Annotated in this window: 21 protein-coding genes; 15 read left to right on the top strand and 6 right to left on the bottom strand. The window is 68.8% G+C overall.

Going from position 1 to position 22,166, the window contains the following annotated elements; all coding sequences use genetic code 11:
* The first annotated feature begins 21 nt into the window (after nucleotides 1-21).
* From QQK83_RS00285 to QQK83_RS00270, 4 genes are all read left to right on the top strand, one after another.
* Nucleotides 22-795: a DUF6478 family protein gene (locus QQK83_RS00285; protein ID WP_284260501.1), complete on the top strand. Its 774-nt coding sequence runs from the start codon at nucleotides 22-24 to the stop codon at nucleotides 793-795.
* Nucleotides 796-814: 19 nt separating this feature from the next.
* Complete coding sequence (locus QQK83_RS00280) at nucleotides 815-1,189, top strand: hypothetical protein (RefSeq protein WP_284260499.1); 375 nt, start codon at nucleotides 815-817, stop codon at nucleotides 1,187-1,189.
* A gap of 75 nt (nucleotides 1,190-1,264) precedes the next feature.
* Nucleotides 1,265-3,298 (top strand): NADPH-dependent 2,4-dienoyl-CoA reductase, encoded by a 2,034-nt coding sequence (locus tag QQK83_RS00275; RefSeq protein ID WP_284260497.1) that lies wholly within the window; start codon nucleotides 1,265-1,267, stop codon nucleotides 3,296-3,298.
* A 98-nt stretch (nucleotides 3,299-3,396) separates the two neighbouring features.
* Nucleotides 3,397-3,813 (top strand): DUF7282 domain-containing protein, encoded by a 417-nt coding sequence (locus tag QQK83_RS00270; protein ID WP_284260495.1) that lies wholly within the window; start codon nucleotides 3,397-3,399, stop codon nucleotides 3,811-3,813.
* 162 nt (nucleotides 3,814-3,975) lie between these two features.
* On the opposite strand, the gene QQK83_RS00265 is transcribed toward QQK83_RS00270, so the two are convergent.
* A complete protein-coding gene (locus QQK83_RS00265) occupies nucleotides 3,976-5,202 on the bottom strand; it encodes an argininosuccinate synthase (protein ID WP_284260482.1) in 1,227 nt (408 codons plus the stop codon).
* Between the two features lie 83 nt (nucleotides 5,203-5,285).
* On the opposite strand from QQK83_RS00265, the gene QQK83_RS00260 reads away from it, so the two are divergent.
* Complete coding sequence (locus QQK83_RS00260; protein ID WP_284260480.1) at nucleotides 5,286-6,077, top strand: hypothetical protein; 792 nt, start codon at nucleotides 5,286-5,288, stop codon at nucleotides 6,075-6,077.
* A 39-nt stretch (nucleotides 6,078-6,116) separates the two neighbouring features.
* A complete protein-coding gene (gene ilvA / locus QQK83_RS00255; RefSeq protein WP_284260478.1) occupies nucleotides 6,117-7,364 on the top strand; it encodes a threonine ammonia-lyase IlvA in 1,248 nt (415 codons plus the stop codon).
* Nucleotides 7,365-7,372: 8 nt separating this feature from the next.
* Here ilvA and QQK83_RS00250 read toward each other — a convergent pair whose 3' ends face one another.
* Entirely contained in the window at nucleotides 7,373-7,819 is a 447-nt protein-coding gene (locus QQK83_RS00250) for an Hpt domain-containing protein (protein WP_284260476.1), read from the bottom strand.
* Between the two features lie 51 nt (nucleotides 7,820-7,870).
* On the opposite strand from QQK83_RS00250, the gene QQK83_RS00245 reads away from it, so the two are divergent.
* On the top strand, nucleotides 7,871-9,145 hold the full coding sequence (locus QQK83_RS00245) for a PP2C family protein-serine/threonine phosphatase (RefSeq protein ID WP_284260474.1): 1,275 nt from the start codon (nucleotides 7,871-7,873) through the stop codon (nucleotides 9,143-9,145).
* On the opposite strand, the gene QQK83_RS00240 is transcribed toward QQK83_RS00245, so the two are convergent.
* A complete protein-coding gene (locus tag QQK83_RS00240) occupies nucleotides 9,142-9,591 on the bottom strand; it encodes an NUDIX hydrolase (protein ID WP_284260473.1) in 450 nt (149 codons plus the stop codon). The two genes, QQK83_RS00245 and QQK83_RS00240, sit on opposite strands and share 4 nt — an antisense overlap.
* Before the next feature lie 98 nt (nucleotides 9,592-9,689).
* Between QQK83_RS00240 and QQK83_RS00235 the strand changes: the two genes are divergently transcribed.
* On the top strand, nucleotides 9,690-10,655 hold the full coding sequence (locus QQK83_RS00235) for a KpsF/GutQ family sugar-phosphate isomerase (RefSeq protein ID WP_284260471.1): 966 nt from the start codon (nucleotides 9,690-9,692) through the stop codon (nucleotides 10,653-10,655).
* A gap of 8 nt (nucleotides 10,656-10,663) precedes the next feature.
* Here the strand turns inward: QQK83_RS00235 and QQK83_RS00230 are convergent, their stop codons facing one another.
* On the bottom strand, nucleotides 10,664-11,059 hold the full coding sequence (locus QQK83_RS00230; RefSeq protein ID WP_284260469.1) for a (R)-mandelonitrile lyase: 396 nt from the start codon (nucleotides 11,057-11,059) through the stop codon (nucleotides 10,664-10,666).
* A gap of 45 nt (nucleotides 11,060-11,104) precedes the next feature.
* Nucleotides 11,105-12,118: a UDP-glucose 4-epimerase GalE gene (galE, locus tag QQK83_RS00225; protein WP_284260467.1), complete on the bottom strand. Its 1,014-nt coding sequence runs from the start codon at nucleotides 12,116-12,118 to the stop codon at nucleotides 11,105-11,107.
* Between the two features lie 210 nt (nucleotides 12,119-12,328).
* Between galE and QQK83_RS00220 the strand changes: the two genes are divergently transcribed.
* Nucleotides 12,329-13,453, top strand: coding sequence for a polysaccharide biosynthesis/export family protein (locus tag QQK83_RS00220; RefSeq protein WP_284260465.1), 1,125 nt, complete (start codon nucleotides 12,329-12,331; stop codon nucleotides 13,451-13,453).
* A gap of 23 nt (nucleotides 13,454-13,476) precedes the next feature.
* On the opposite strand, the gene QQK83_RS00215 is transcribed toward QQK83_RS00220, so the two are convergent.
* Entirely contained in the window at nucleotides 13,477-14,730 is a 1,254-nt protein-coding gene (locus QQK83_RS00215; RefSeq protein ID WP_284260463.1) for a glycosyltransferase family 4 protein, read from the bottom strand.
* Nucleotides 14,731-14,864: 134 nt separating this feature from the next.
* Here QQK83_RS00215 and hslO point away from each other — a divergent pair, with 134 nt between their 5' ends.
* The 6 genes from hslO to QQK83_RS00185 all read left to right on the top strand — a co-directional run bounded on the left by hslO (nucleotide 14,865) and on the right by QQK83_RS00185 (nucleotide 22,122).
* Nucleotides 14,865-15,881 carry an Hsp33 family molecular chaperone HslO gene (hslO, locus tag QQK83_RS00210; protein ID WP_284260461.1) on the top strand — a complete coding sequence of 339 codons (1,017 nt, stop codon included), beginning with the start codon at nucleotides 14,865-14,867 and terminating at the stop codon, nucleotides 15,879-15,881.
* A complete protein-coding gene (locus QQK83_RS00205; protein WP_284260458.1) occupies nucleotides 15,865-16,458 on the top strand; it encodes a CoA pyrophosphatase in 594 nt (197 codons plus the stop codon). Before hslO ends, QQK83_RS00205 begins: the two co-directional genes overlap by 17 nt.
* A complete protein-coding gene (locus tag QQK83_RS00200) occupies nucleotides 16,455-17,606 on the top strand; it encodes a CCA tRNA nucleotidyltransferase (RefSeq protein ID WP_284260456.1) in 1,152 nt (383 codons plus the stop codon). Before QQK83_RS00205 ends, QQK83_RS00200 begins: the two co-directional genes overlap by 4 nt.
* Nucleotides 17,607-17,787: 181 nt before the next feature.
* Nucleotides 17,788-18,366 carry a LysE family translocator gene (locus tag QQK83_RS00195; RefSeq protein WP_284260454.1) on the top strand — a complete coding sequence of 193 codons (579 nt, stop codon included), beginning with the start codon at nucleotides 17,788-17,790 and terminating at the stop codon, nucleotides 18,364-18,366.
* A 40-nt stretch (nucleotides 18,367-18,406) separates the two neighbouring features.
* Nucleotides 18,407-20,266, top strand: a complete 1,860-nt coding sequence (locus QQK83_RS00190; RefSeq protein WP_284260452.1) for an ABC transporter ATP-binding protein — start codon at nucleotides 18,407-18,409, stop codon at nucleotides 20,264-20,266.
* Nucleotides 20,263-22,122, top strand: a complete 1,860-nt coding sequence (locus QQK83_RS00185; RefSeq protein WP_284260450.1) for an ABC transporter ATP-binding protein — start codon at nucleotides 20,263-20,265, stop codon at nucleotides 22,120-22,122. Before QQK83_RS00190 ends, QQK83_RS00185 begins: the two co-directional genes overlap by 4 nt.
* Nucleotides 22,123-22,166: the final 44 nt, after the last annotated feature.

Genomic DNA, 22,166 nt, shown 5'->3' with positions numbered 1-22,166 from the left:
ATGGTCTGGAGTATTTGGTGAATGAGTCACGATCGTATCGGTTTCCTTGGGCGCTTCGCCCCCGCGCAGGCTGTCACGCGCTGGACACGCGCGATGAAATCGCCCGCGTCGCTGACCACGCGCGACCTGTCCTCGATGCGTGGCGAGATGGTGTCGCTGCGCGACAATCTCGACCGGATGGCCGGAACGGCGGAAACCGAACTGCTTGCGCGGGTCGGGGTGGCGGATGGCATCACGCGGCCCGATCAATGCGACTGGGCCGAGCGGTCGGCCCCCTGGCGTCAGAAGATCCATCCCCGCGGCCATGTCGATTTCGCCTCTCCGCTGCCCATCGGCGGCGGCGTCACGCTGTTTCACGATGCGGATCAGGCCGATCTCTGCCTTCGGCAGGATCCCGCCCCGCCCGGCATCGTCGGCCCGGTCTTCGGCCTCGTGCTCGAGGTCTATCGCTTCGACGGCTCCTTCCTGTCGCTGGTGCAGGATCTGCCCGAGGCGGCGGTGCGCGGCATGACCCTTGGCCATGTCTTCACCGTGCAGTTGCGCCTGAGCCGCGAGCAGCCGCTCGAGATCTATGCCCGGCTGAACGTGCAGCACGGGCCGAACCTCGAACAGATCGTGCGGCAATTCCACATCGAACACGACAGCGGCGTGGCCGAGTTCGATCTTGCCTATACGACGATCAACGAGAAGCGCGTCGAAAAGGCCTGGCTCGACCTGATCCTCGAAGGGCCGGAAATGAACCGGATCGCCCTGTGGGACATGGTGATCCTGCGCGCGCCGCGCGCCGATATCTGACGGAGGAGAAGGTGCCGCGATGGACCCCGAGACACTGACGCCGGTCCGCCTGTCCGGCGGGCGATACGAGGGGCTTCTGACATCGGCCCAGGGGGCCGGGATCGAGGCGGTGTTCGAGGGCCGCGTGGTTGCTGTCGCCTCGGTCAGCAAGGACCCCCAGCGCCAGGACGGCTGGCGCGTGGCCTGCGACCTGCCCGCCGAGGTGATCGGCCAGGGGGTCAGCGTGATTTCCCTGCGCTCGGTCGCCAGCGGCGAGGTGCTGGACCGGATCACGCTGATGTCCGGTGCCCCGCTCGACGAGGATATCCGCGCCGAAATGGCGCTGCTGCGCGACGAGCTGGAGATGCTCAAGCGGGCCTTCCGCCGCCATTGCGCCGAGACGGGCGACCGCTGATCCGTCCTGACGCCGCGTTTCGCGTGACAAGCGCGGGCCGGGTCGCTTAGCTCTGCGAACCGGGGGAGGACTGGCATGACCGAGACAGGATATCCGCATCTTCTGACACCGCTCGACCTGGGCTTCACGACGCTGAAGAACCGGGTGCTCATGGGTTCGATGCACACCGGGCTGGAAGAGACGAAGGACTGGCCCCGGGTGGCCGAGTTCTACGCCGAACGCGCCCGCGGCGAGGTCGCGCTGATCGTCACGGGCGGCATGGCACCGAACAAGGAGGGCGGCGTGTTTCCGGGTGCCGCTGGCCTTTACACCGCGCAGGACATCGCCAATCACCGCATCGTCACCGATGCCGTCCACGAGGCGGGCGGCAAGATCGCCATGCAGATCCTGCATGCGGGCCGCTACGCCTATTCGCCCGATTGCGTCGGCCCCTCGCCGATCAAGTCCCCGATCTCGCCCTTTCCGCCGAAAGAGCTGGACGAGGACGGCATCGAGAAGCAGATCGCCGATATCGTCACCGCCGCCGTCCGCGCCCGCGAAGCCGGGTATGACGGTGTCGAGATCATGGGGAGCGAGGGGTATTTCCTGAACCAGTTCCTCGTGACCCACACCAACAGGCGCACCGACCGCTGGGGCGGCAGTTACGAGAACCGGATGCGCCTGCCCGTCGAGGTGGTGCGCCGCGCGCGGCAGGCGGTTGGCCCCGATTTCATCATCATCTTCCGCCTGTCGATGATCGACCTTGTCCCCGATGGCTCCACCCATGACGAGGTCGTGCAACTCGCGCAGGCGGTCGAGGCGGCGGGGGCGACGATCCTCAACACCGGCATCGGCTGGCACGAGGCGCGTATCCCCACCATCGCCACCTCCGTCCCGCGCAAGGGCTTTGCCTGGGTCACGCAAAAGCTGATGGGCAAGGTGGGCATCCCGGTCATCACATCGAACCGGATCAACACGCCCGAGGTGGCCGAGGAGGTGCTGGCGGAGGGCTGCGCCGACATGGTCAGCATGGCCCGCCCCTTTCTTGCCGACGCCGCCTTCGTGAAGAAGGCGATGGAGGGCCGCGCCGAGGAAATCGCGCCCTGCATCGCCTGCAACCAGGCCTGCCTCGATCACACGTTTTCGGGCAAGCTGACCTCCTGCCTCGTGAACCCGCGCGCCTGTCACGAGACGGAACTGCGCTATGAGCCTGCCGCCGCACCCAAGCGCATTGCTGTCGTTGGTGCGGGGGCCGCGGGCATGGCGACTGCGATCACCGCCGCCGAGCGCGGGCATTCCGTCACGCTCTGGGACAAGGCCGGGCAGGTGGGCGGCCAGCTCAACATGGCTAAGACGATCCCCGGCAAGGAGGAGTTCGTGGGCCTTGTCGACTGGTTCGCCACCATGCTCGACCGCCGCGGCGTGGACCTGCGGCTTGGGCTTGCGCCCACGGTCGAGGATCTGCGCGGCTTCGACGAGGTGATCGTCGCAACCGGCGTCAGCCCGCGCGACCCGGGCATTCCGGGGCAGGACGGGCCGAACGTGCTGTCTTATGTCGATGTGCTTGCGGGCAAGGCCACGGTGGGCCGCCGCGTGGCGGTCATCGGCGCGGGCGGCATCGGGTTCGACATGGCCGAATTCCTTGTGCATCAGGGCGACAGCCCGACCGAAGCGCCCGAGCTGTGGCGGCGCGAATGGGGCGTCGCCGACCCGGCGACGCATCGCGGCGGCCTTGCGCCCGAAGGGCCGCGCCCCGAGGCCCCCGCGCGCGAGGTGGTGATGCTCCAGCGCAAGGCCGAGAAGCCCGGCAAGCGGCTGGGCAAGACGACGGGCTGGATTCACCGCGCCAGCCTCAAGATGAAGGGGGTGAAGACCCTGACCGGCGTCAATTACGAGAAGATCGACGCGCAGGGCCTGCATGTCAGCTTCGGCGAGGCGCGGGAAAATCCCACGCTGATCGAGGTCGACACCGTGGTCCTCTGCGCCGGGCAGGAGGTCGAGCGCAGCCTTGCCGACGCACTGGAGGCCGAGGGCATCGCCTGCCACGTCATCGGCGGCGCGGATGTGGCGGCCGAGCTTGATGCCAAGCGCGCCATCGACCAGGGGGTGCGGCTGGCCGCGGCGCTCTGAGGAAAATCGGGGCGGCGGTGAAACCTGCCGCCCGGTTCCTCCGTGGCTGTGAGGGCAGGGCCGAAGAAGGCCCTCGTCAACCGCATGGAGGATATCCAATGACCCGCTTTCTGACCGCAACCGCCGCCCTTGCCCTGTCTGCCGGAGCGGCCCTTGCCGCCGGTCACGCGATGGCGCCGATGGTCGAAGCCGCCGATCAGAGCGTTTCGGGCGGCACCGTCACCGCCGCGTCCGTCGTCGCGCCTGCGAACGGCTGGATGGTCGTGCATCGCACGGATGCCGACATGGCCCCCGGCCCCGTCGTGGGCTACGCACCGCTGCGCGAGGGCGACAACACCGATGTCGCCGCGATTCTGATGGAGGCCGTGCAGCCCGGCGAGATGCTGATGCTCATGGTCCATGGCGAGGACGGCGGCACGATGACCGGCGGCTTCGAATACACCCTTGGCGCGACCGAGGACGGCCCGATCCGCATCGACGGCAACCTCGTGATGACCGTCATCACCGCGCAGTAAGGCGTGGCATGGGGGGCGGTGCCGGGTGGTGCCGCCCCTGTCTTTCCGCGGAGCCGTCCCGCCAGGGGGCTGCGCACCCCGGTCGCAACCGGCCAATCCCCACGGGCCCGCAAGCTCGGCGTGTGAACCGGACCTTTCGGGCAATCACAACGTCGCGGGGCCTCAGCCCTTCAGCCGACGGTTCCGCGCCGCCAGGAGCTTCAGCCGCAGCGCGTTGAGCTGGATGAAGCCCTGCGCGTCGGTCTGATCGTAAGCGCCCGCGTCCTCTTCGAAGGTCACATGCGCCTCGGAATAGAGCGAGTGATCCGACCAGCGCGCGACCGTGCGGGCCGATCCCTTGTAGAGCTTCACGCGGACTGTGCCCGACACATGCTCCTGCGACGTGTCGATCAGCGCCTGCAGCATCTCGCGCTCGGGCGAGAACCAGAAACCATTGTAGATCAGCTCCGCATAGCGGGGCATGATCGAATCCTTCAGGTGACCCGCGCCACTGTCGAGGGTGATCTGTTCGATCCCGCGATGCGCCTCCAGCAGGATCGTGCCGCCGGGCGTCTCGTAGATGCCGCGCGACTTCATGCCGACGAAGCGGTTTTCCACGAGGTCCAGACGGCCCACCCCGTGCTTGCCGCCCAGCTCGTTGAGCTTGGTCAGGATCGTGGCGGGCGACATCGCCTCGCCGTTGATGGCGACGGCATCGCCCTTCTCGAAGGTGATCTCGACCATCTCGGGCGTATCGGGCGCGTCCTCGGGGTGGACGGTGCGCTGGTAGACGTAATCCGGCGCTTCCTCGCCGGGGTTCTCCAGCACCTTCCCCTCGGAGGAGGTGTGCAAAAGGTTCGCATCGACCGAGAAGGGCGCCTCGCCACGCTTGTCCTTGGCGATCGGGATCTGGTTCGCCTCGGCAAACTCCAGCAGCTTCGTCCGGCTCGACAGGTCCCATTCGCGCCAGGGCGCGATCACCTTGATCTCGGGGTTCAGTGCGTAGGCCGACAGCTCGAAGCGCACCTGGTCGTTGCCCTTGCCAGTCGCGCCGTGGCTGACCGCATCGGCCCCGGTCTCGGCCGCGATCTCGACCAGCCGCTTGGAGATCAGCGGCCGCGCGATGGAGGTGCCGAGCAGATACAGCCCCTCATACAGTGCATTGGCGCGGAACATCGGGAAGACGAAGTCGCGCACGAATTCCTCGCGCAGGTCCTCGATGAAGATGTTCTCGGGCTTGATGCCCAGCATCTCGGCCTTGGCCCGCGCCGGTTCCAGTTCCTCGCCCTGGCCGAGGTCGGCGGTGAAGGTCACCACCTCGCAGCCGTATTCCGTCTGCAGCCATTTCAGGATGATCGAGGTGTCCAGGCCGCCGGAATAGGCAAGGACCACTTTCTTGGGCGCGGACATGGGCAGACTCCGTCGGGGTTTTTCGTTGACCGCGTGGGCGATACCGGGTTTTCAATCCGTGGGCAAGGTGAGCGGAGGGTGCGATGGATTACGGGTATCAGTTGCTGCGGCACGTCGTGCAGCAGGTTTTCGGCAACCTGCGGCAGGCGGCGCAGCTGACCTTGCCGCTGTTTCTTCTGCCCCTGATCGGCTTCGTCCTCCTGATCGGCGGCGATTTCACGCCCCGGACCGTCGAGAACCCCGGCGGCGGCACGATCCTCGGTGTCCTTGGGCTCATCGTGCTGAGCGTCGTCATCTATTGCTGGGCCGCGGTCGCCTGGCACCGCTATGTCCTGCTCGAGGAGTTCGACGGTGGTCTCTTCCCGCGCTGGCGCGGCGACCGGATCGCCTCCTATTTCGGGCGCGCCTTCAAGGTCGGTCTTGTCCTGATCCTGGCGATGATCGGGGCGGCCATCGTGATGTTGATTGTGGTGACCGCCACGCAATCGCCCGCGGTCGCCATATTCTTCGGCATCGGCCTTGTCTTCGGGGTCAGCTGGCTGGCCACGCGCATCGGACTTGTCCTGCCTGCCGCGGCGCTGGGCGAGCGGATGACCATCGGCGAAAGCTGGGCCGTGACCCGGCCCGTCTCGAGCCAGATCCTGCTGCCGCTCATCGTGATCGCGCTGGTGGTGGGCGTGATCCAGCAGGCGATCCTTGTCGTCTTCGGCCAAACCGTCCCGGTCGAGACCTTCGGCATGATGCAGGAACAGCGCGTGCCGTCGGTGCCGGGCCAGATCGTCAACGGCCTCGTCTCCTGGCTGCAATTGCTGGTCAATCTGGCGCTGATGACCACGCTTTACGGCAACCTCGTCGAGGGGCGGCAGCTCAACTGAGGCTGGACAGCGCCGCGCGCTTGCGGCACGCCGGGCGGCATGAGTGATTTCGCCGAGAACGCCTGGGCCGCGACGCGCAACCTGCGGGCCCTGTTTCCGCCCACGCCGCTGCAGCGGAACGTGCACCTGTCCGAACGCTTTGGTGCCGACATCTGGCTGAAGCGCGAGGATCTGTCGCCGGTCCGCTCCTACAAGCTGCGCGGCGCGTTCAACGCCATGCGCAAGGTGCTGGCGGCCAACCCCGATGCGCGCGATTTCGTTTGCGCCAGCGCCGGCAACCATGCGCAGGGCGTGGCCTTCGTCTGTGCGCATTTCGGGGTGCGGGGCCGGATCTACATGCCGGTCACCACGCCCGAGCAGAAGATCATGAAGACCAAGACTTTCGGCGGCGGCGCGGTCGAGATCGTGCTGACGGGCGATTTCTTCGACCAGACCCTTGCCGCGGCCAAGGCCGATTGCGAGGCGCGCGGCGCGCATTTCCTGTCGCCCTTCGACGACGCGGACGTGATCGAGGGGCAATCCTCGGTCGCGGTCGAGATGATCGAGGAGATGGGCCGCGCGCCCGACCGGCTGATCCTGCCGGTGGGCGGTGGCGGGCTGTCGGCGGGGATGATCTCGTTCCTCGATGCCGTGGGCGCCGAGACCAAGGTCACGCTGGTGGAACCCGCGGGTGGCGCCAGCCTGACCGCGGCGCTGAAGACGGGCGCGCCGCAGACCATCCCGATCACCGACACCTTCGTCGACGGGGCCGCGGTGGCGCGGATCGGCGACCGCACCTTCGAGGTGCTGCGCCGGGTCGCGCCGGTCGATGTGAAGATCGCGCCCGAGAACCGCATCTGCGTCACCATCCAGGAGATGCTGAATATCGAGGGGATCGTGCTGGAACCCGCCGGGGCCCTTTCGGTCGATGTGCTGGAGGAGATGCGCGACCAGATCGCGGGGCAGACCGTGGTCTGCGTCACATCCGGCGGGAACTTCGATTTCGAGCGTCTGCCCGAGGTCAAGGAACGGGCGCAGAACTGGCAGGGGCTGAAGAAATACTTCATTCTTCGCCTGCCCCAGCGCCCCGGCGCGCTGCGCGATTTCCTCGACCTGCTGGGGCCGGGCGACAACATCGCGCGCTTCGAGTATCTCAAGAAGAACAGCCGCAATTTCGGCTCGGTCCTGATCGGGATCGAGACGGACGACGCCGCGAATTTCGATGCGATGGTCGAGCGCGTGACGTCCCGCGGCTTCGGCTTCCGCGACATCACCAATGACGAGGTGCTGGCCGATTTCTTGATCTGAGGCCGCGCTCAGGCCGCGCTGGCGAAGTCTGCCAGGGCGGCAACATCCGGAAGGTCGGGGGCAAGGGCCGCCATGGCCGCGGCAAAGGCCCTGGCCACGCCCGCGACATCGGGCGGCTGCCCCGCCCGGCAGGCCCCCTCGGCCCCCGTGCAGGCCTCGGCAAAGGCGGTCAGGCCGAGGTTCACGGCACTGCCGCGCAGAAAGTGGAAATCATCCGCCGTGGCCCCCTGCGGCGCGGCCTGAAGCTGGGTCAGTTTTTCGCCGATCTCGCCGATGAAAAGGCAGACGACATCGGCGAAATCCTCTTCGCCGATATCCTCGCGCAGGGCGTTCAGACGGTGCCGGTCGATCATGGCCGTGGTCTCCTCGAGCTGGGCCTTCACGCTAGTCCGACGGATGTTAACGAACCGTTGCAGCACCCCGCCGCGATAGTTCGACTTGTCGCCTTCACCCACGGTTAACCCGCCCCGGTGCAGGAGGGGGGAATCGTCACGACGGGCCCGACCATGCTGCATGTTCCCGATCACCAGACCCTGCCCCGCGCCGGCCCGGCGCAGGCGCCTCACCGTGTTCTGGTGGTGGATGACAGCCGCGCGCAGCGGGTTCTGCTGGCCGCGCTCCTGCGGCGTTGGGGGCACGAGGTCGTGGAATGCGGCACGGCGGATGCGGCGATGGCCGCTGCGCTCGATCCCTCTGTCGACCTTGTCATCAGCGACTGGGTGATGCCCGGCCTGACCGGGCCGGAGTTCTGCCGCCATCTCAGGGCGAACCGGCGCGCGGGCTATGCCTATGTCATCCTGCTGACCTCCAAGACCGGCGACGCCGCCTTGACCGAGGGGCTGGAGGCCGGGGCCGATGATTTTCTCACCAAGCCCGTGCGCCCGCCCGAGCTGCGCGCGCGGCTGAACGCGGGCGCGCGGATCGTCGCCATGCAGCGCGACCTCGTGGAAAAGAACGGGCTGCTGACCGGCGCATTGGGCGAGCTGCGCACGCTTTATGACGCGCTCGACGCCGACCTCGACGAGGCGCGCCGCCTGCAGCGCGCCCAGATGCAGGACCGCGCGCGGCGTTACGGGCCCGTCGACGTGTCGTTGTGGCTCAAGGCCTCGGGCCATATCGGGGGCGACATGGTCGGCGCTTTCCCGGTCGAGGGGGATACCGTGGGCATCTTCGGGCTCGACGTGTCGGGCCACGGCGTCGCCTCGGCGATGATCGCGGCCCGCGTCGCGGGCATCCTGAGCGCGGCAAGCCCCGATCAGAACATCGCGCTGGCCCGCCGCGCGGACGGCGGGTTTCGCGCCCTCTCGCCCGAGCGTGCGGCGGACCGGCTCAACCGCATGATCCTGAGCGAGATGCGCTCGGACCGCTATTTCACGCTGGGGCTGGGGTTTCTCGACATTCCCACGGGCCGCTTGTCGATGGTGCAGGCCGGGCACCCTCACCCGCTGATCCTGCGCGCCGATGGCGCGATCGAGGTTGTGGGCGCGGGCGGCCTGCCCATCGGGCTGATCGAGGGCGCAAGCTACGAGCGGTTCGAGGTCACCCTGCGCCCCGGCGACCGGGTGCTGGTCTGTTCCGACGGGCTGACCGAATGCCCCGGCGCCACCGGCGACATGCTGGAGGAGGCAGGGCTGATCCGCCTTGTCCGGGCCGCGGCCGCGCATGGCGGGCTGCATTTCCTCTCGGCGCTGGAAGACGGGCTGGCCCGGTTCGCCGGCACGGCGCAGTTCCCCGATGACGTCTCGGCGGTGCTGCTGACCTACCGCGGGCCGGGCGGCTAGACCCCGCGCCAGGCGCGGAAGCTGCGCAGGAAATAGCGGTCGCCCGAGACGGCAAGCCGCTCCTCGGCCACGTCCCAGGGCAGGAAGACCGCCGTGTGCCCGGCCTCGGTCGGAGCGCCGCGCTGCGGGCCGAGGCGGGCGTGGTAGATATGGCAGAGCTTCTGCGCATGCAGGTCGTATTCCGGCATGTAGGTGAAGCGATGGAACATCCCCAGCCGCCGGGCGGAATGGATGATGTAGCCGGTTTCCTCCATCACCTCGCGCGCCAGCGCGACAAGCGGCTGCTCGCCCGGGTCGATGCCGCCGCCGGGAAGCTGCAACTCGGGCCGGGGGTCTTCCTGGAAGGTGGCGAGGATGCCGTCGCCCGCCTCGATGATCGCGTAGACGCCGGGGCGCGGCGTGTAGCGCAGGCTCGGGTCGGGCTGTCGGCCGAAACGTCGGTTCATGGGTTCCTCCCCGTGGCGGCCCCCCCTTGTGCCAGAGCGCGCGGGCGCGCGAAATCCCCCCTCTCGCCAAGCGGGCGGGCTTGGGCTAAGGCACGCCCATGACCGATGACCAGAAAGCCGCGATCCGCGCCACCGCCGCGCGTGTCCTGACCACCGAGGGGCAGGCCGTCACCGCCATGGCCGAGGCCCTGCCCGAGGATTTCGCCCCCGCCGTCGAGGCGATCCTCGCCACGAAGGGCCGCGTGATCCTGTCGGGGATCGGCAAGTCGGGCCATATCGCGCGCAAGATCAGCTCGACCTTTGCCTCGACCGGCACGCCCTCGGCCTTCGTCCATCCCGCCGAGGCGAGCCATGGCGACCTCGGCATGGTGATGCCCGGCGACCTGACGATCCTGATCTCGAACTCGGGCGAAACCGCCGAGCTGAAGGACATCATCGCCCATGTCGCCCGGTTCGATATCCCCATGGTGGCGATCTCGGGTCGTCCCGACAGCACGCTGATGCAGGCCGCCGAGTATCGGCTGGTCCTGCCGCCCGCGCCCGAGGCCTGCGTGATCGGCATGGCGCCGACCACCTCGACCACGCTGACGCTGGCATTGGGCGATGCCCTGGCCGTCGCCACGATGGAGCGGCGCGGCTTCCTGCCGGAACAGTTCCGCACCTTTCATCCCGGCGGCAAGCTGGGCGCGCAACTCAGCAAGGTGGCGCAGCTGATGCACGGCCCCGAGGCGCTGCCGCTGGTGGCGGCCGAAACGCCCATGTCCGACACGCTGATCGTGATGAGCGAGAAAAGCTTCGGCATCGCCGGTGTCGTCTCGGAGGGGCGGCTTGTCGGCGTGATCTCGGACGGCGACCTGCGGCGCAACATGGCGCGCCTGATGGAGTGCAGCGCGGGCGAGGTCGCCACGCGCGCGCCCCGCGTGATCGCGCCCGACGACCTGGCGGCCGAGGCGATGGCGGTGATGTCGGCCAACCGCATCACCGCGCTGTTCGTGGTCGATGCCGAGGGGCGGCCCGTGGGCCTGTTGCACATCCACGACTGCTTGCGCGCCGGTCTGGCCTGACGCGCGCGTCAGCCGAGGTAATCGGCGTCGCTCACATGCTCCTGCCAGTCGGCGGCGGAGCCGTCCACGGCCTCCTGCACGGCAATATGCACCATGGCGCTTGCGTCGGTCGCGCCGTGCCAGTGGCGTTCGCCGGGCGGAATCCAGACCGTGTCGCCGGGGCGCAGGATGTGCTTTTCCTCGCCCTCGGTGCGGGCCCAGCCCTCGCCCTCCACGACAATCAGAAGCTGGCCCAGCGGATGCGTATGCCACGCCGTCCGCGCGCCGGGCGGAAAGCTGACGCGCACCGCGTTCACCCGCGAGGGTGCGGCGCTGTCCTGCAGCCGTTCGATGGTCACGGCACCGGTGAAATAGGCCGCGGGCGCGGGGCCGGCGGCGATGTCGTCCTTGCGTGTGAGCTTCATCCTCGTCTCCCTTCGACAGGCGCTGCGGTCACAGGCAACGCCGGTTCAGTCCTGCGCCCCCGTGGTCGAGACCCAGGCCCAGGAACTGGCGCACATCTCCTCCAGCCCCTTTTCGGTGCGGAAGCCCAGCAGCCCGGCGGCCTTGTCCGCCCGCGCGACCGAGATCGGCACGTCACCTGCGCGGCGCTCGGTGATGGTGTAGGGCAGGTGGCGGTTGCTCGCCCGCTTGTAGGCGGCGATGACCTCGAGCACGGAATACCCCCGCCCGGTGCCGAGGTTCACAAGGTGACCTTGGCCGGTGTCCAGCAGCGATTGCAGCGACAGCACATGGCCGCGCGCGAGGTCCTCGACATGGATGTAATCGCGCACGCCGGTGCCGTCGGGCGTGTCGTAATCCGCGCCGAAGACGGCGATCCGCTCAAGCTCGCCGGTGGCGACCTTTGCGACGAAGGGCATGAGGTTGCCGGGCGTGTCGTGGGGGTCTTCGCCGATCAGCCCCGAGCCATGCGCGCCCGCGGGGTTGAAGTAGCGCAGCACGCCGATGGCCCAGTCCGGGTTCGAGCGGCCCAGCCAGTCCAGCATCTGCTCGCCGATGATCTTGGTCTGCCCATAAGGGTTCATCGCGCGCAGGGGCGCGCTTTCCGGCGTCGGTATCTCTTCGGGCAGGCCGTAGACCGTGGCCGAGGAGGAAAACACCAGGCGGCGACAGCCCGCCGTTTCCATCGCGCGCAGAAGCGCGGTCAGCCCGCCGACATTCACGTCGAAGTAATCCAGCGGCCGCACCATGCTTTCGCCCACCGCCTTGAGGGCGGCGAAATGCACCACGGCCTCGATCCCCTGCTCGACCAGAACGCGCGTCAGCAGGGCCTCGTCGCGCACATCGCCCTCGACCAGCTGCACCGGCCGTCCGGTGATCTGCGCCAACCGGTCGGGCACCGAGCGCCGCGCGTTAGCGAAACTGTCGAGGATCACCACCTCGTGCCCGGCCTCGACCAGGGCGACATGGGTGTGAGAGCCGATATAGCCTGCCCCCCCGGTCAGAAGAATACGTGACGCCATGACACCTGCGGTGGTGGTTGAACCCCCGCGCAGGTGCCATGCATCGCCCGCGTCATTCAAGGATAATCGGTCCCGTCCTGTCGGGTGTGTTGTATCCGGGCAGGGCAAATTTGCATCGCGCCGGAAATTGCGCCCCGTGCCCGTTGACGCGGCCCGCCCCGCCCGTAAACCTGTTCACAGGTCAGTAACGAGTGCGATCCGGGGGGATACATGGCAACCGTAGCATGGCGACGCGCCGTGATGTGTCTTTCCCTTCTGGCCGCCCTTTCGGCCTGTAGCGACCTGCCGCGCGGTGCCGCGGTCGAGCGCGAGATCATTTCCGTCGCCGAAGGCGAAACGGCCGATTTCGCCGTGCATCCCGTCACCCGCGACTTCCTGCCCGTCGTGGCCGATTGGCCCCTGACCGGGGCGCGTCCCCTCGGCTGGATCCCTGCCAGCGGCGGCGCGCGCACGCAGGTCATCGCCGCGGGCGACGAGCTTGCCCTGACGATCTGGGACAGCACCGAGAATTCGCTTCTCTCGTCGAACGGATATCGCGCCGTCCCGATCGAGGCGCTGACGGTCGCGCCCGATGGCACGATCTTCGTGCCCTATGCGGGTGACATCCGCGTCGCGGGCCTGACCGAGCAGCTCGCGCGCGCGCATCTGCAGGACGAGATCGACCGCGTCGTGCCCTCGGCGCAGGTCCAGCTTCGGCTGGTGGAGGGGCGCACGAACTCGGTCGACCTGGTGGGCGGTGTCGGCGCGCCCGGCGCCTATCCGCTGCCCGACCGCAATTACACCGTGCTGAACCTGATCGCTCAGGGCGGCGGGGTGCAGGCGGGGCTGACCAACCCGCAGGTGCGGCTGATGCGCGGCGGCCATATCTACGGCACCTCGGTGGCGCGGCTGTTCGAGAACCCCGGCCTCGACACCCTGCTGCATGGCGGCGACCGTGTCATCGTGGAAGAGGACCGGCGCTATTTCCTGTCGCTCGGCGCGGCCGGCTCGCAGAGCCAGCACCGTTTCCCGCAGGATCACGTCAGCGCGCTTGATGCCGTGTCGATCATCGGCGGTGTCGAAAGCCGCCGCGGCGATCCCGGCGGCGTTCTGATCCTGCGCGAATATCCCGACAGCGCGCTGCGCGCCGATGACAGCGGCCCGGCGCAGGCGCGCGTGGTCTTCACCGTCGACCTGACCAGCGCCGACGGGCTGTTCAGCGCGCGCAATTTCCGCATCCATCCCGGCGACCTCGTGCTGGTGACCGAAAGCCCGGTCACCTCGGCGCAGACGATCCTCGGGCTTGTCGGCTCGGTCTTCGGACTGGCCCGGCAGGGCGCAAGCCTGACCGACTGACCGACTGACTGACGCCGCGCAGCCTAGGCGCCGGGCAGGGCGATCCGGCGCGCCTTGGGCACGAGGCCGTTCATCCGCCGGATATGCTCGGGCAGGCAGACGGTTTCGAAATCATAGGTCTCGACGATGTGCCGCCGCGCGGCGGGGCCGAGGTGGGCCACGTCGCCCGGCCGGGCCAGAACCTCGATCACCTGGCGGGCCAGTGCCTCGTGATCGTGGAAATCCACCAGGAGCCCGGTCTCGCCATGCGTGATGACCTCGCGCACCGGCGCGGTGTCCGAGGCGACGATCGTCGCGCCCATCGCCATGCTCTCCATGCAGGACCACGACAGCACGAAGGGCACCGTCAGGTAGACGTGGCAGCGGCTGACCTGGATGATCTGCTGGTAGGCGGCGAAGGGCACCTTGCCCAGGAAATGCACCCGGTCCCAGTCCAGCCGGTCGCCGACCTCGCGCTCCATCTCGGCGCGGTAGCCGCCGCGCGCATCGCTCGCCTTGCCATAGGAGACCTCGTTCCCGCCGATGATCAGCGCCCGCGCGTTCGGCCGCGCATCGAGGATATGGGGCAGCGCGCGCATGAACTTGTGGAAGCCGCGGGTCGGCTCCATGTTCCGTGCCATGTAGGTGAAGATCTCGTCCTCGCGCGTGACCGCCCGCCCCAGCCGGTTCAGCGGCACGCTGGCCTTCGGATCGGGGCGCAGCCGGTCGGTGCGGATCCCGTCATGCTTGACGTAGATCTTGGGGTGAAAGCTTTCGGGAAAGGTGTCGCGCTGGAACAGCGTCGGCGACAGCCCCAGGTCGACGGTCTGGATATTGGCGAAATTCACCGCGTTGCGCGCATGCATCAGGAACGGCGCATGGGGCGAGGCCGGGAATTCCGGGTCGAACCCGACCGATCCGCCGCGTGCGAGGAAGTAGTATTCGAAGAACCCGAGGATCGGCACATCGGGCCAGATCTCCTTGAAGAACGTCAGCTCGCCCCAGCCGACATGGCCCACGACGATGTCGGGCCGAAACCCCTCGGCCTCGAGCTTCTGGGCGGCAAAGGCCGCGCCCAACCCGTTGCCGCAGCATTCCTCCCAGTATTTCGTCGCGGCATAGGCCCCTTCGGCGGGCCTGTGATGCGGCAGGTAGTGAACGATGCGCGCGCCCTTGACCTGCCGCACGTCCCGGCGCTGGGTCAGGAAGACCACCTCGTGCCCGCCCTGCGCGACGATCCATTGCAGCAACTCGCGGTACTGGCCCGGGAAATTCTGATGTACGAATAAAATCTTCATGCGGCGCTCTGCCAAACCGTGTATCGGCGCATAGTTTCCCATCCCGCGGGGAACGGCAAGGCGACGCCGGTTTGGGATTGCCTCGACCGCCCCTATATGAGACCCGAAGGTCGCAAATCCGGATACGAGAAGACATGACCCTGACCACCAAGATCGCGTGGGACGACACCGTGTTGCCCTTCCAGCTCGACCGCTCGGACATCCGTGGCCGGGTCGCGCGCCTCGACCTGACGCTCGACAAGGTGCTGGCCCAGCACGACTACCCGCCCGAGGTCGAGGCGCTGGTGGCCGAGGCCGCGTTGCTCACCGCGCTGATCGGCCAGACCATCAAGCTGCGCTGGAAACTGTCGCTGCAGGTCCGCGGCGACGGGCCGGCCCGCCTGATCGCCACGGATTTCTTCGCCCCCGAGGGCGAGGATACCCCGGCCCGCATCCGCGCCTGGGCGAGCTATGATGCCGACCGGCTGCAGCCCGGCGTCGATCCCTTCAGCCAGATCGGGCGCGGCTATTTCGCCATCCTGATCGACCAGGGCCAGGGCACCACGCCCTACCAGGGCATCACGCCCCTGGCCGGTGGATCGCTTGCCGCCTGCGCCGAAGCGTATTTCGCCCAGTCGGAACAGCTTCCGACCCGGTTTCAGCTCAGCTTCGGCCAGAGCCGAGAACCGGGGCAGGACACGCGCTGGCGGGCGGGCGGCGTGATGCTGCAGCACATGCCCAAAGCCTCGCCGCTGATGGGCGATGCGCCGTCCGGCGAAGACGGGCTGATGGCCGCCACCGACCTGATGGACGAGGACGAGGGCGAGAACTGGGCCCGCGCCAACATCCTGCTCGACACCGCCGAGGCGCTCGAGCTGATCGGCCCCCGCGTCGCGCCCACCGACCTGCTGCTCCGGCTGTTCCACGAGGAAGGACCGCGCGTCTTCGACGCCCTGCCGGTCAAGTTCGGTTGCACCTGCTCGGCCGAGCGTGTGCGCAACTCGCTCTCGATCTACTCGGCGCGCGATATCGGCCACATGACCACGGAGGACGGGCGCGTCACCGCCGATTGCCAGTTCTGCGGCGCGCATTACGAGTTTGACCCCGCGACGCTCGGCTTCGAGGCGACGAAGGACCCCGGCGAGGAAGACGGCCATGGGACGGCCGATTGACCTCGACCGGCTGACCGATGCGCTGCGGGCCGCGCCGCCCGCGGCCTCGTCCGACTACGACCTGAACCCCGATATCGTCCTGCCCGAGGGGCGCAAGCTGCGGCCCGCCGCGGTGCTGATCGGGGTGCTCGAGGACTGCGTGATCCTGACCAAGCGCGCCTCGCATCTGAAGCATCACCCGGGCCAGATCGCTTTTCCCGGCGGCAAGATCGACGCGGGCGATGCCGATGCCACCGCCGCCGCCCTGCGCGAGGCCCGCGAAGAGATCGGCCTCGACCCCGCGACCGTCCGCTTCCTTGCCCAGCTGCCGACGCATGAGACCGTCACCGGCTACACCGTCACGCCCGTCATCGCGCGCATCGACCGCGCCTTCATCCCCCGGCCCGAGGCCGGAGAGGTGGCCGAGGTCTTTCGCGTGCCCCTGCCGCTCCTGCTGGACCCCGCGCGCTACCGCGTCGAACGCCGCCGCTGGCGCGGGGTCTGGCGGCGCTACTACGTCGTGCCCTACGGCCCCTATTACATCTGGGGCGCCACCGCGCGGATGCTGAAATCCATCGCCGACCGGGTGGCCCCGTGAAGCTTGCCGCCGACTGGCTCGACCTGCCCGGCACCCGCGCCGTCATGGCCACGCTGACCGGGGCCGGGCATGGCGCGTGGTTCGTCGGCGGCTGCGTGAGGAACGCCCTGCTCGATCAACCCGTCAGCGACATCGACATCACCACCGACGCCCGCCCCGAGCGCGTGATCGCGCTGGCCGAGGGCGCGGGCATCAAGGCCGTGCCCACCGGCATCGACCATGGCACGGTGACGCTCGTCGCCGATCACCGCCCCTACGAGGTCACGACGCTGCGCCGCGACATCGCCACCGACGGCAGGCGCGCCACCATCGCCTTCACCGACCGGCTGGAGGAAGACGCCGCGCGCCGCGATTTCACCATGAACGCGCTCTACGCCGATGCCGAGGGGCTGGTGCTGGACCCCACGGGCGAGGGGCTGGCCGATCTCGCCGCGCGCCGGTTGCGCTTCATCGGCGCGCCCGAGGATCGCATCCACGAGGACTACCTGCGCATCCTGCGCTTCTTCCGCTTCCACGCCTGGTATGCCGACCCCGAGGGCGGGCTCGATGCCGAGGGGCTGGCCGCCTGCGCCGCAGGGCTCGACGGGCTGGACCGGCTCAGCCGCGAAAGGGTCGGGGCCGAGGTGAAAAAGCTGCTCGCCGCGCCCGACCCCTCCCCCGCCGTCGCCGCGATGGCCCAGACCGGCGTGCTGACCCGTGCCCTGCCCGGTGCCGAGGCGCGGCTCCTGCCGATCCTCGTGGCGCTGGAAACCGCCCACCCCGACCCGATCCGCCGCCTTGCGGCCCTGGGGGGCGACGACGTGGCCGAGCGCCTGCGCCTCTCGCGGGCCGACGCCGCACGGCTCGCCACCTTGCGCGACGAGATGGGCAAAGCGACCCCGCCCGCCGCGCTGGCCTATGCCCATGGCGCGGAGATCGCGCGCGACATCCTCCTGCTGCGCGCCGCGCTGTTCGAAACGCCCCCCGATCCCGCATCCGAAGCGCAGATTGCCCAAGGCACCACCGCGCAATTCCCGGTGAAACCGGCCGACCTGATGCCACGCCTACAGGGCCCCGCCCTCGGTGCCGCGCTCAAGGCGATGGAGGCCCGCTGGATCGCCTCGGGCTTCACCCTGACCCGCGCGCAACTCCTCGCGGACGCCGACTGAACGCACCGCCCCCCTCCCCGGTCGCCACCTTCACCCCCCGTTAAGGTTAACGCGCGCCGCCCTCCCATCTTCATCCCCCAAATATGGCCGCCGGAGGCTCCCGCAGCCCGCCACAGGCACCGCCCGCTTGACATTCCGGGCGTCAAACCCTCCCGTCGCGCCACCGCGCACCGGAGGCCCCTTGGACCCGCTTTACCCTTTCGTCTTCCTCGGCCTCTTCAGCCCCGGACCGAACGTCATCCTGCTGACCGCCTCGGGCGCGCGCTTCGGCTTTCGCGCGACATTGCCCCATGTCTTCGGCGTGGCGGCGGGCGTGGGCATCACCGCGGGGCTGACCGGCCTCGGCATCGGCGCGCTGCTGCTGGCCCAGCCCGCGCTTGCCACGGCGCTCAAACTCGCCGCCGCGGCCTGGATCGGCTGGATGGCCTGGACCCTCTGGCAATCCTCGGCGAAGGGCAACGCCAAGGCCCGCGCGCGCCCCTTCACCTTCCTCGAGGCGGTGCTGTTCCAATGGGTGAACCCAAAGGTCTGGGCCGTGGCGCTGGCCGCCGCCTCGGGCTATGCCGCGGGCCTCGGCCCGGTGGGTGAGGCGCAGCGCCTCGCCCTCGCCTTTTCCGGTCTCAACCTCTTCGTCTGCCTGTTCTGGAGCTTCGCCGGATCGCTCCTCGCGCTCCTGCTGACCACGCCAAAGGCCTGGACGATCTTCGCCCGCGTCATGGCGACGGGCCTGGCCGCCTCGGCTGTCATGGTCTTTCTGTAATTCGGGGCCTATATCTGGGGCAGCACCCGAAGGCCCCCCGATGTTCCGCTTTTTCGAGACGCTGGTCGATCCCTACACGACCTACCCCGAGACCGACGCGCCCCCGCGTCGGCTCTGGGCGTTCCTGTGGGACTACTCGAAACCCTTCAAACGCCTCTACGCCATCACCGCGCTGATGTCGGTGGTCGTGGCCGCGGTCGAGGTCGGGCTGATCTGGTACATGGGCCGCGTCGTCGACCTTCTGTCCACCGGCACCCCGGCCGAGGTGCTTGGCGATCACGGTCTGGAACTCATGCTCGCCGCCGTCTTCATCCTGACGCTGCGCCCGCTGTTGCAGGGGCTCGACGTCGCGCTGCTGAACAACGGCATCCTGCCGCAGTTCGGCGCGCTGATCCGCTGGCGCGCGCATCGGCAGGTGTTGCGCCAGTCCGTCGGTTGGTTCGAGAACGACTTCGCGGGCCGCATCGCCAACCGCATCATGCAGACGCCCACCAGCGCGGGCGATGCGGTCTTCCAGGTCTTCGACGCGATCACCTTCGCGCTCGCCTACCTGATCGGCGCCGCCATCCTGCTGGCCGAGGCCGACCCTCGCCTCGCCCTGCCGCTCATCGCCTGGTTCGCGCTCTACGCCCTGCTCGTCCGCTGGACGGTCCGCCGCGTTGGCCCGGCGTCCAAGGCCAGCGCCGATGCGCGCTCGATGACCACGGGGCGCGTCGTCGACAGCTATTCCAACATCCATTCCGTCAAGCTTTTCGCCCATCACGACCGGGAGCTTGACTACGCCAAGGAAGCGATCGAGCAGACCCGCGACACCTTCGCCCGCGAGATGCGGCTTTTCACGATCATGGACATTGTCCTGACCCTCCTGAACGGCTTCCTGATCGTGGCCGTCGTCGGCTGGGCGGTCTGGCTCTGGGCGGGCGATGCCGCCACCGTCGGCGCGGTCGCCGCGGCCACGGCGCTTACGCTGCGCCTGAACGCCATGACCGGCTGGATCATGTGGTCGGTCTCGACGCTCTTCCGCTCGCTCGGCGTGGTGGCCGAAGGGATGGAGACGATCACCGACCCCGTCACCCTCACCGACGCGCCGGATGCGCGGCCCCTGACCGTGCCGCAGGGCGAGATCGGGTTCGACACCGTCAGCCACCATTACGGACGCGGGGCAGGGGGGCTTGACCGGGTCGCGCTGACGATCCGTCCCGGTGAAAAGGTCGGCCTTGTCGGCCGGTCCGGTGCGGGCAAGTCCACCTTGGTCAAGCTGCTCCTGCGCTTCTACGACACCGAGGGCGGGCGCATCCTGATCGACGGGCAGGACATCCGCACCGTCACGCAGGACAGCCTGCGCCGCCATATCGGCATGGTGCAGCAGGACAGCTCGCTCCTGCATCGGTCCGTGCGGGACAACATCCTTTACGGTCGCCCCGATGCCACCGAAGAGCAGATGATCGCCGCCGCCCGCCGCGCCGAGGCGCACGAGTTCATCCTGACGCTCGAGGACCCGCAGGGCCGCCGCGGCTATGACGCGCATGTGGGCGAACGCGGCGTGAAGCTGTCGGGCGGCCAGCGCCAGCGCGTGACGCTCGCCCGCGTCATCCTGAAGGATGCGCCGATCCTCGTGCTGGACGAGGCCACCAGCGCGCTCGACTCGGAGGTCGAGGCGCAGATCCAGCAGACGCTTTACGGCGTGATGGAGGGCAAGACCGTCATCGCCATCGCGCACCGCCTGTCGACCATCGCCCAGATGGACCGCATCATCGTGCTGGAGGAGGGCCGCATCGCCGAGGATGGCACCCATGCGGACTTGCTCGCCAAGGGCGGGCTTTACGCCGGGTTCTGGGCGCGCCAGTCGGGTGGGTTCATCGGCACCGAAACCGATCCGGGGACGGAGGCCGCCGAATGATCCGCGCCGTTCAACCCGTGCTGCACTGGCTGTCGGCCCTGATCGACGGTTTCGCCCATGCCGACGGCCCGCCGCCCCGCGCGCTCTGGCCCTTCATCCGCTGGTGCCTGTCGGGCGCATGGCCCGTGATCCTCGTGGCGACGGTTCTGTCGGGCCTCGCCGGTGTGCTCGAGGTCGGCGCGGCCTGGCTCTTGGGTGTCGTGATCGACACCACCGTCACCACCGGGCCCGACGGGTATTTCACCGCGCATCTGGGCCTCATCCTCTTCTACACGGCCTTTTACCTGCTGCTGCGCCCGCTCTTCTTCGGGGCCTCGGCGGCCTTCAACGGCATCGTGCTGCCCCCGAACCTCGCCCCCCTGATCCAGAGCCGGTTGCACCGCTGGTCGCTGGGTCATGCCGTCAGCTTCTTCGACAACGACTTCGCGGGCCGCATCGCGCAAAAGCAGATGCAGACGGCCACCGCGCTGGTCAATGTCGTGACCGAGGTCATCAACGCCGGTGCCTTTGCCGTCGCCACGCTGGTGGGCGCGGTTGCGATGCTTCTGGCGATCGACTGGCGGATCGGGCTGATGCTGCTGGTCTGGACGGTCGGCTACGGCTTCATGATCCGCTGGTTCCTCCCGCGCATCCGCCTGCGGTCCAAGACCCGCGCCGCGGCGCGCGCCAATGTGACCGGGCAGATCGTGGACACGATCACCAACATCAAGACGGTGAAGCTGTTCGGTCACACCGAGTACGAGGACGAGACCGCGCTCGGCGCGATGCGCGGCTACCGTGATGCGGCGCTGGCCTTTGGCTACCTTTCCACCGGGTTCCGCTTCGCGCTCATGGCGACGGCGGGCGCGTTGCCCGTGGCGCTGGTGCTGATGGCCGTGGCGCTTTGGCAGACCGGCGCGGTGACGGCAGGCGAGATCGCCGCGACCGGGGCCGTCGCCATGCGCATCGCGCAGATGACCGGCTGGGTCAGCTTCACGCTGATGGCGGTCTATTCCAACATCGGCGAGGTCGAGGACGGGATGCGCACGCTCACCCCGCCCCACGAGCTGACCGATGCCGAGGGCGCGGTGGACCTGCCCGAGGCGCGCGGGCGCATCGCTTTCGAAAACGTCTCCTTCGCCTATGGGCGCGAGGCGGGCGGCGTGGATGGCATCGACCTGGTGGTCGAGCCGGGCCAGAAACTGGGGATCGTGGGGGCCTCGGGCGCGGGGAAATCGACGCTCGGGGCGCTGCTTTTGCGGCTCTACGACACCGAGGCGGGGCGCGTGACGCTGGACGGCGTGGACGTGCGGACGCTGAAACAGGACAGCCTGCGCCGCCAGATCGCCATGGTCACGCAGGACACGGCGATGTTCAACCGCTCGGCCCATGACAACATCCTCTACGGTCGCCCCGACGCGACCGAGGCGGAGGTCCAGGCCGCCGCCCGCCGCGCCGAGGCGCATGAGTTCATCGAGGGGCTGCAGGATCACCGCGGGCGCACCGGCTACGGTGCCTTCCTCGGCGAGCGCGGCGTGAAGCTCTCGGGTGGCCAGCGGCAGCGCATCGCGCTGGCCCGTGCCTTCCTCAAGGACGCGCCGGTTCTGGTGCTGGACGAGGCGACATCGGCGCTGGATTCGGAGGTCGAGGCCGCGATCCAGGACACGCTGGGGCAGGTGATGGAGGGCAAGACCGTGATCGCCATCGCGCACCGGCTGTCGACGCTGTCGTCGATGGACCGGATCATCGTGCTGGACGCGGGCCGGATCGTCGAGGACGGCACCCACGACAGCCTGCTCGAGGCCGGCGGGCTATACGCGCGCTACTGGAATCGGCAGTCGGGCGGGTTCCTCGGGCTGCAGGACGCCGCCGAGTAGGGTGGGTGATCCTGTTCACCCCACGCCCGGCTTGCGGCGATGCA

Source organism: Roseicyclus amphidinii (assembly GCF_030163755.1).
In the GTDB taxonomy this organism is placed as follows: domain Bacteria; phylum Pseudomonadota; class Alphaproteobacteria; order Rhodobacterales; family Rhodobacteraceae; genus Roseicyclus; species Roseicyclus amphidinii.
Note: the sequence above shows the minus strand (reverse complement) of the source record. Positions and strands in the feature narration are given on the sequence as shown.

What these genes read in the sequence shown, in the direction of transcription:
- QQK83_RS00265 (WP_284260482.1), bottom strand. Translation starts at nt 5,202, where the DNA reads ATGTCCGCGCCCAAGAAAGTGGTCCTTGCCTATTCCGGCGGCCTGGAC.
- ilvA (WP_284260478.1), top strand. Translation starts at nt 6,117, where the DNA reads ATGAGTGATTTCGCCGAGAACGCCTGGGCCGCGACGCGCAACCTGCGG.
- QQK83_RS00220 (WP_284260465.1), top strand. Translation starts at nt 12,329, where the DNA reads ATGGCAACCGTAGCATGGCGACGCGCCGTGATGTGTCTTTCCCTTCTG.
- QQK83_RS00230 (WP_284260469.1), bottom strand. Translation starts at nt 11,059, where the DNA reads ATGAAGCTCACACGCAAGGACGACATCGCCGCCGGCCCCGCGCCCGCG.
- QQK83_RS00260 (WP_284260480.1), top strand. Translation starts at nt 5,286, where the DNA reads ATGGATTACGGGTATCAGTTGCTGCGGCACGTCGTGCAGCAGGTTTTC.
- hslO (WP_284260461.1), top strand. Translation starts at nt 14,865, where the DNA reads ATGACCCTGACCACCAAGATCGCGTGGGACGACACCGTGTTGCCCTTC.
- QQK83_RS00185 (WP_284260450.1), top strand. Translation starts at nt 20,263, where the DNA reads ATGATCCGCGCCGTTCAACCCGTGCTGCACTGGCTGTCGGCCCTGATC.
- QQK83_RS00280 (WP_284260499.1), top strand. Translation starts at nt 815, where the DNA reads ATGGACCCCGAGACACTGACGCCGGTCCGCCTGTCCGGCGGGCGATAC.
- QQK83_RS00190 (WP_284260452.1), top strand. Translation starts at nt 18,407, where the DNA reads ATGTTCCGCTTTTTCGAGACGCTGGTCGATCCCTACACGACCTACCCC.
- QQK83_RS00275 (WP_284260497.1), top strand. Translation starts at nt 1,265, where the DNA reads ATGACCGAGACAGGATATCCGCATCTTCTGACACCGCTCGACCTGGGC.
- QQK83_RS00205 (WP_284260458.1), top strand. Translation starts at nt 15,865, where the DNA reads ATGGGACGGCCGATTGACCTCGACCGGCTGACCGATGCGCTGCGGGCC.
- QQK83_RS00215 (WP_284260463.1), bottom strand. Translation starts at nt 14,730, where the DNA reads ATGAAGATTTTATTCGTACATCAGAATTTCCCGGGCCAGTACCGCGAG.
- galE (WP_284260467.1), bottom strand. Translation starts at nt 12,118, where the DNA reads ATGGCGTCACGTATTCTTCTGACCGGGGGGGCAGGCTATATCGGCTCT.
- QQK83_RS00285 (WP_284260501.1), top strand. Translation starts at nt 22, where the DNA reads ATGAGTCACGATCGTATCGGTTTCCTTGGGCGCTTCGCCCCCGCGCAG.
- QQK83_RS00270 (WP_284260495.1), top strand. Translation starts at nt 3,397, where the DNA reads ATGACCCGCTTTCTGACCGCAACCGCCGCCCTTGCCCTGTCTGCCGGA.
- QQK83_RS00240 (WP_284260473.1), bottom strand. Translation starts at nt 9,591, where the DNA reads ATGAACCGACGTTTCGGCCGACAGCCCGACCCGAGCCTGCGCTACACG.
- QQK83_RS00245 (WP_284260474.1), top strand. Translation starts at nt 7,871, where the DNA reads ATGCTGCATGTTCCCGATCACCAGACCCTGCCCCGCGCCGGCCCGGCG.
- QQK83_RS00235 (WP_284260471.1), top strand. Translation starts at nt 9,690, where the DNA reads ATGACCGATGACCAGAAAGCCGCGATCCGCGCCACCGCCGCGCGTGTC.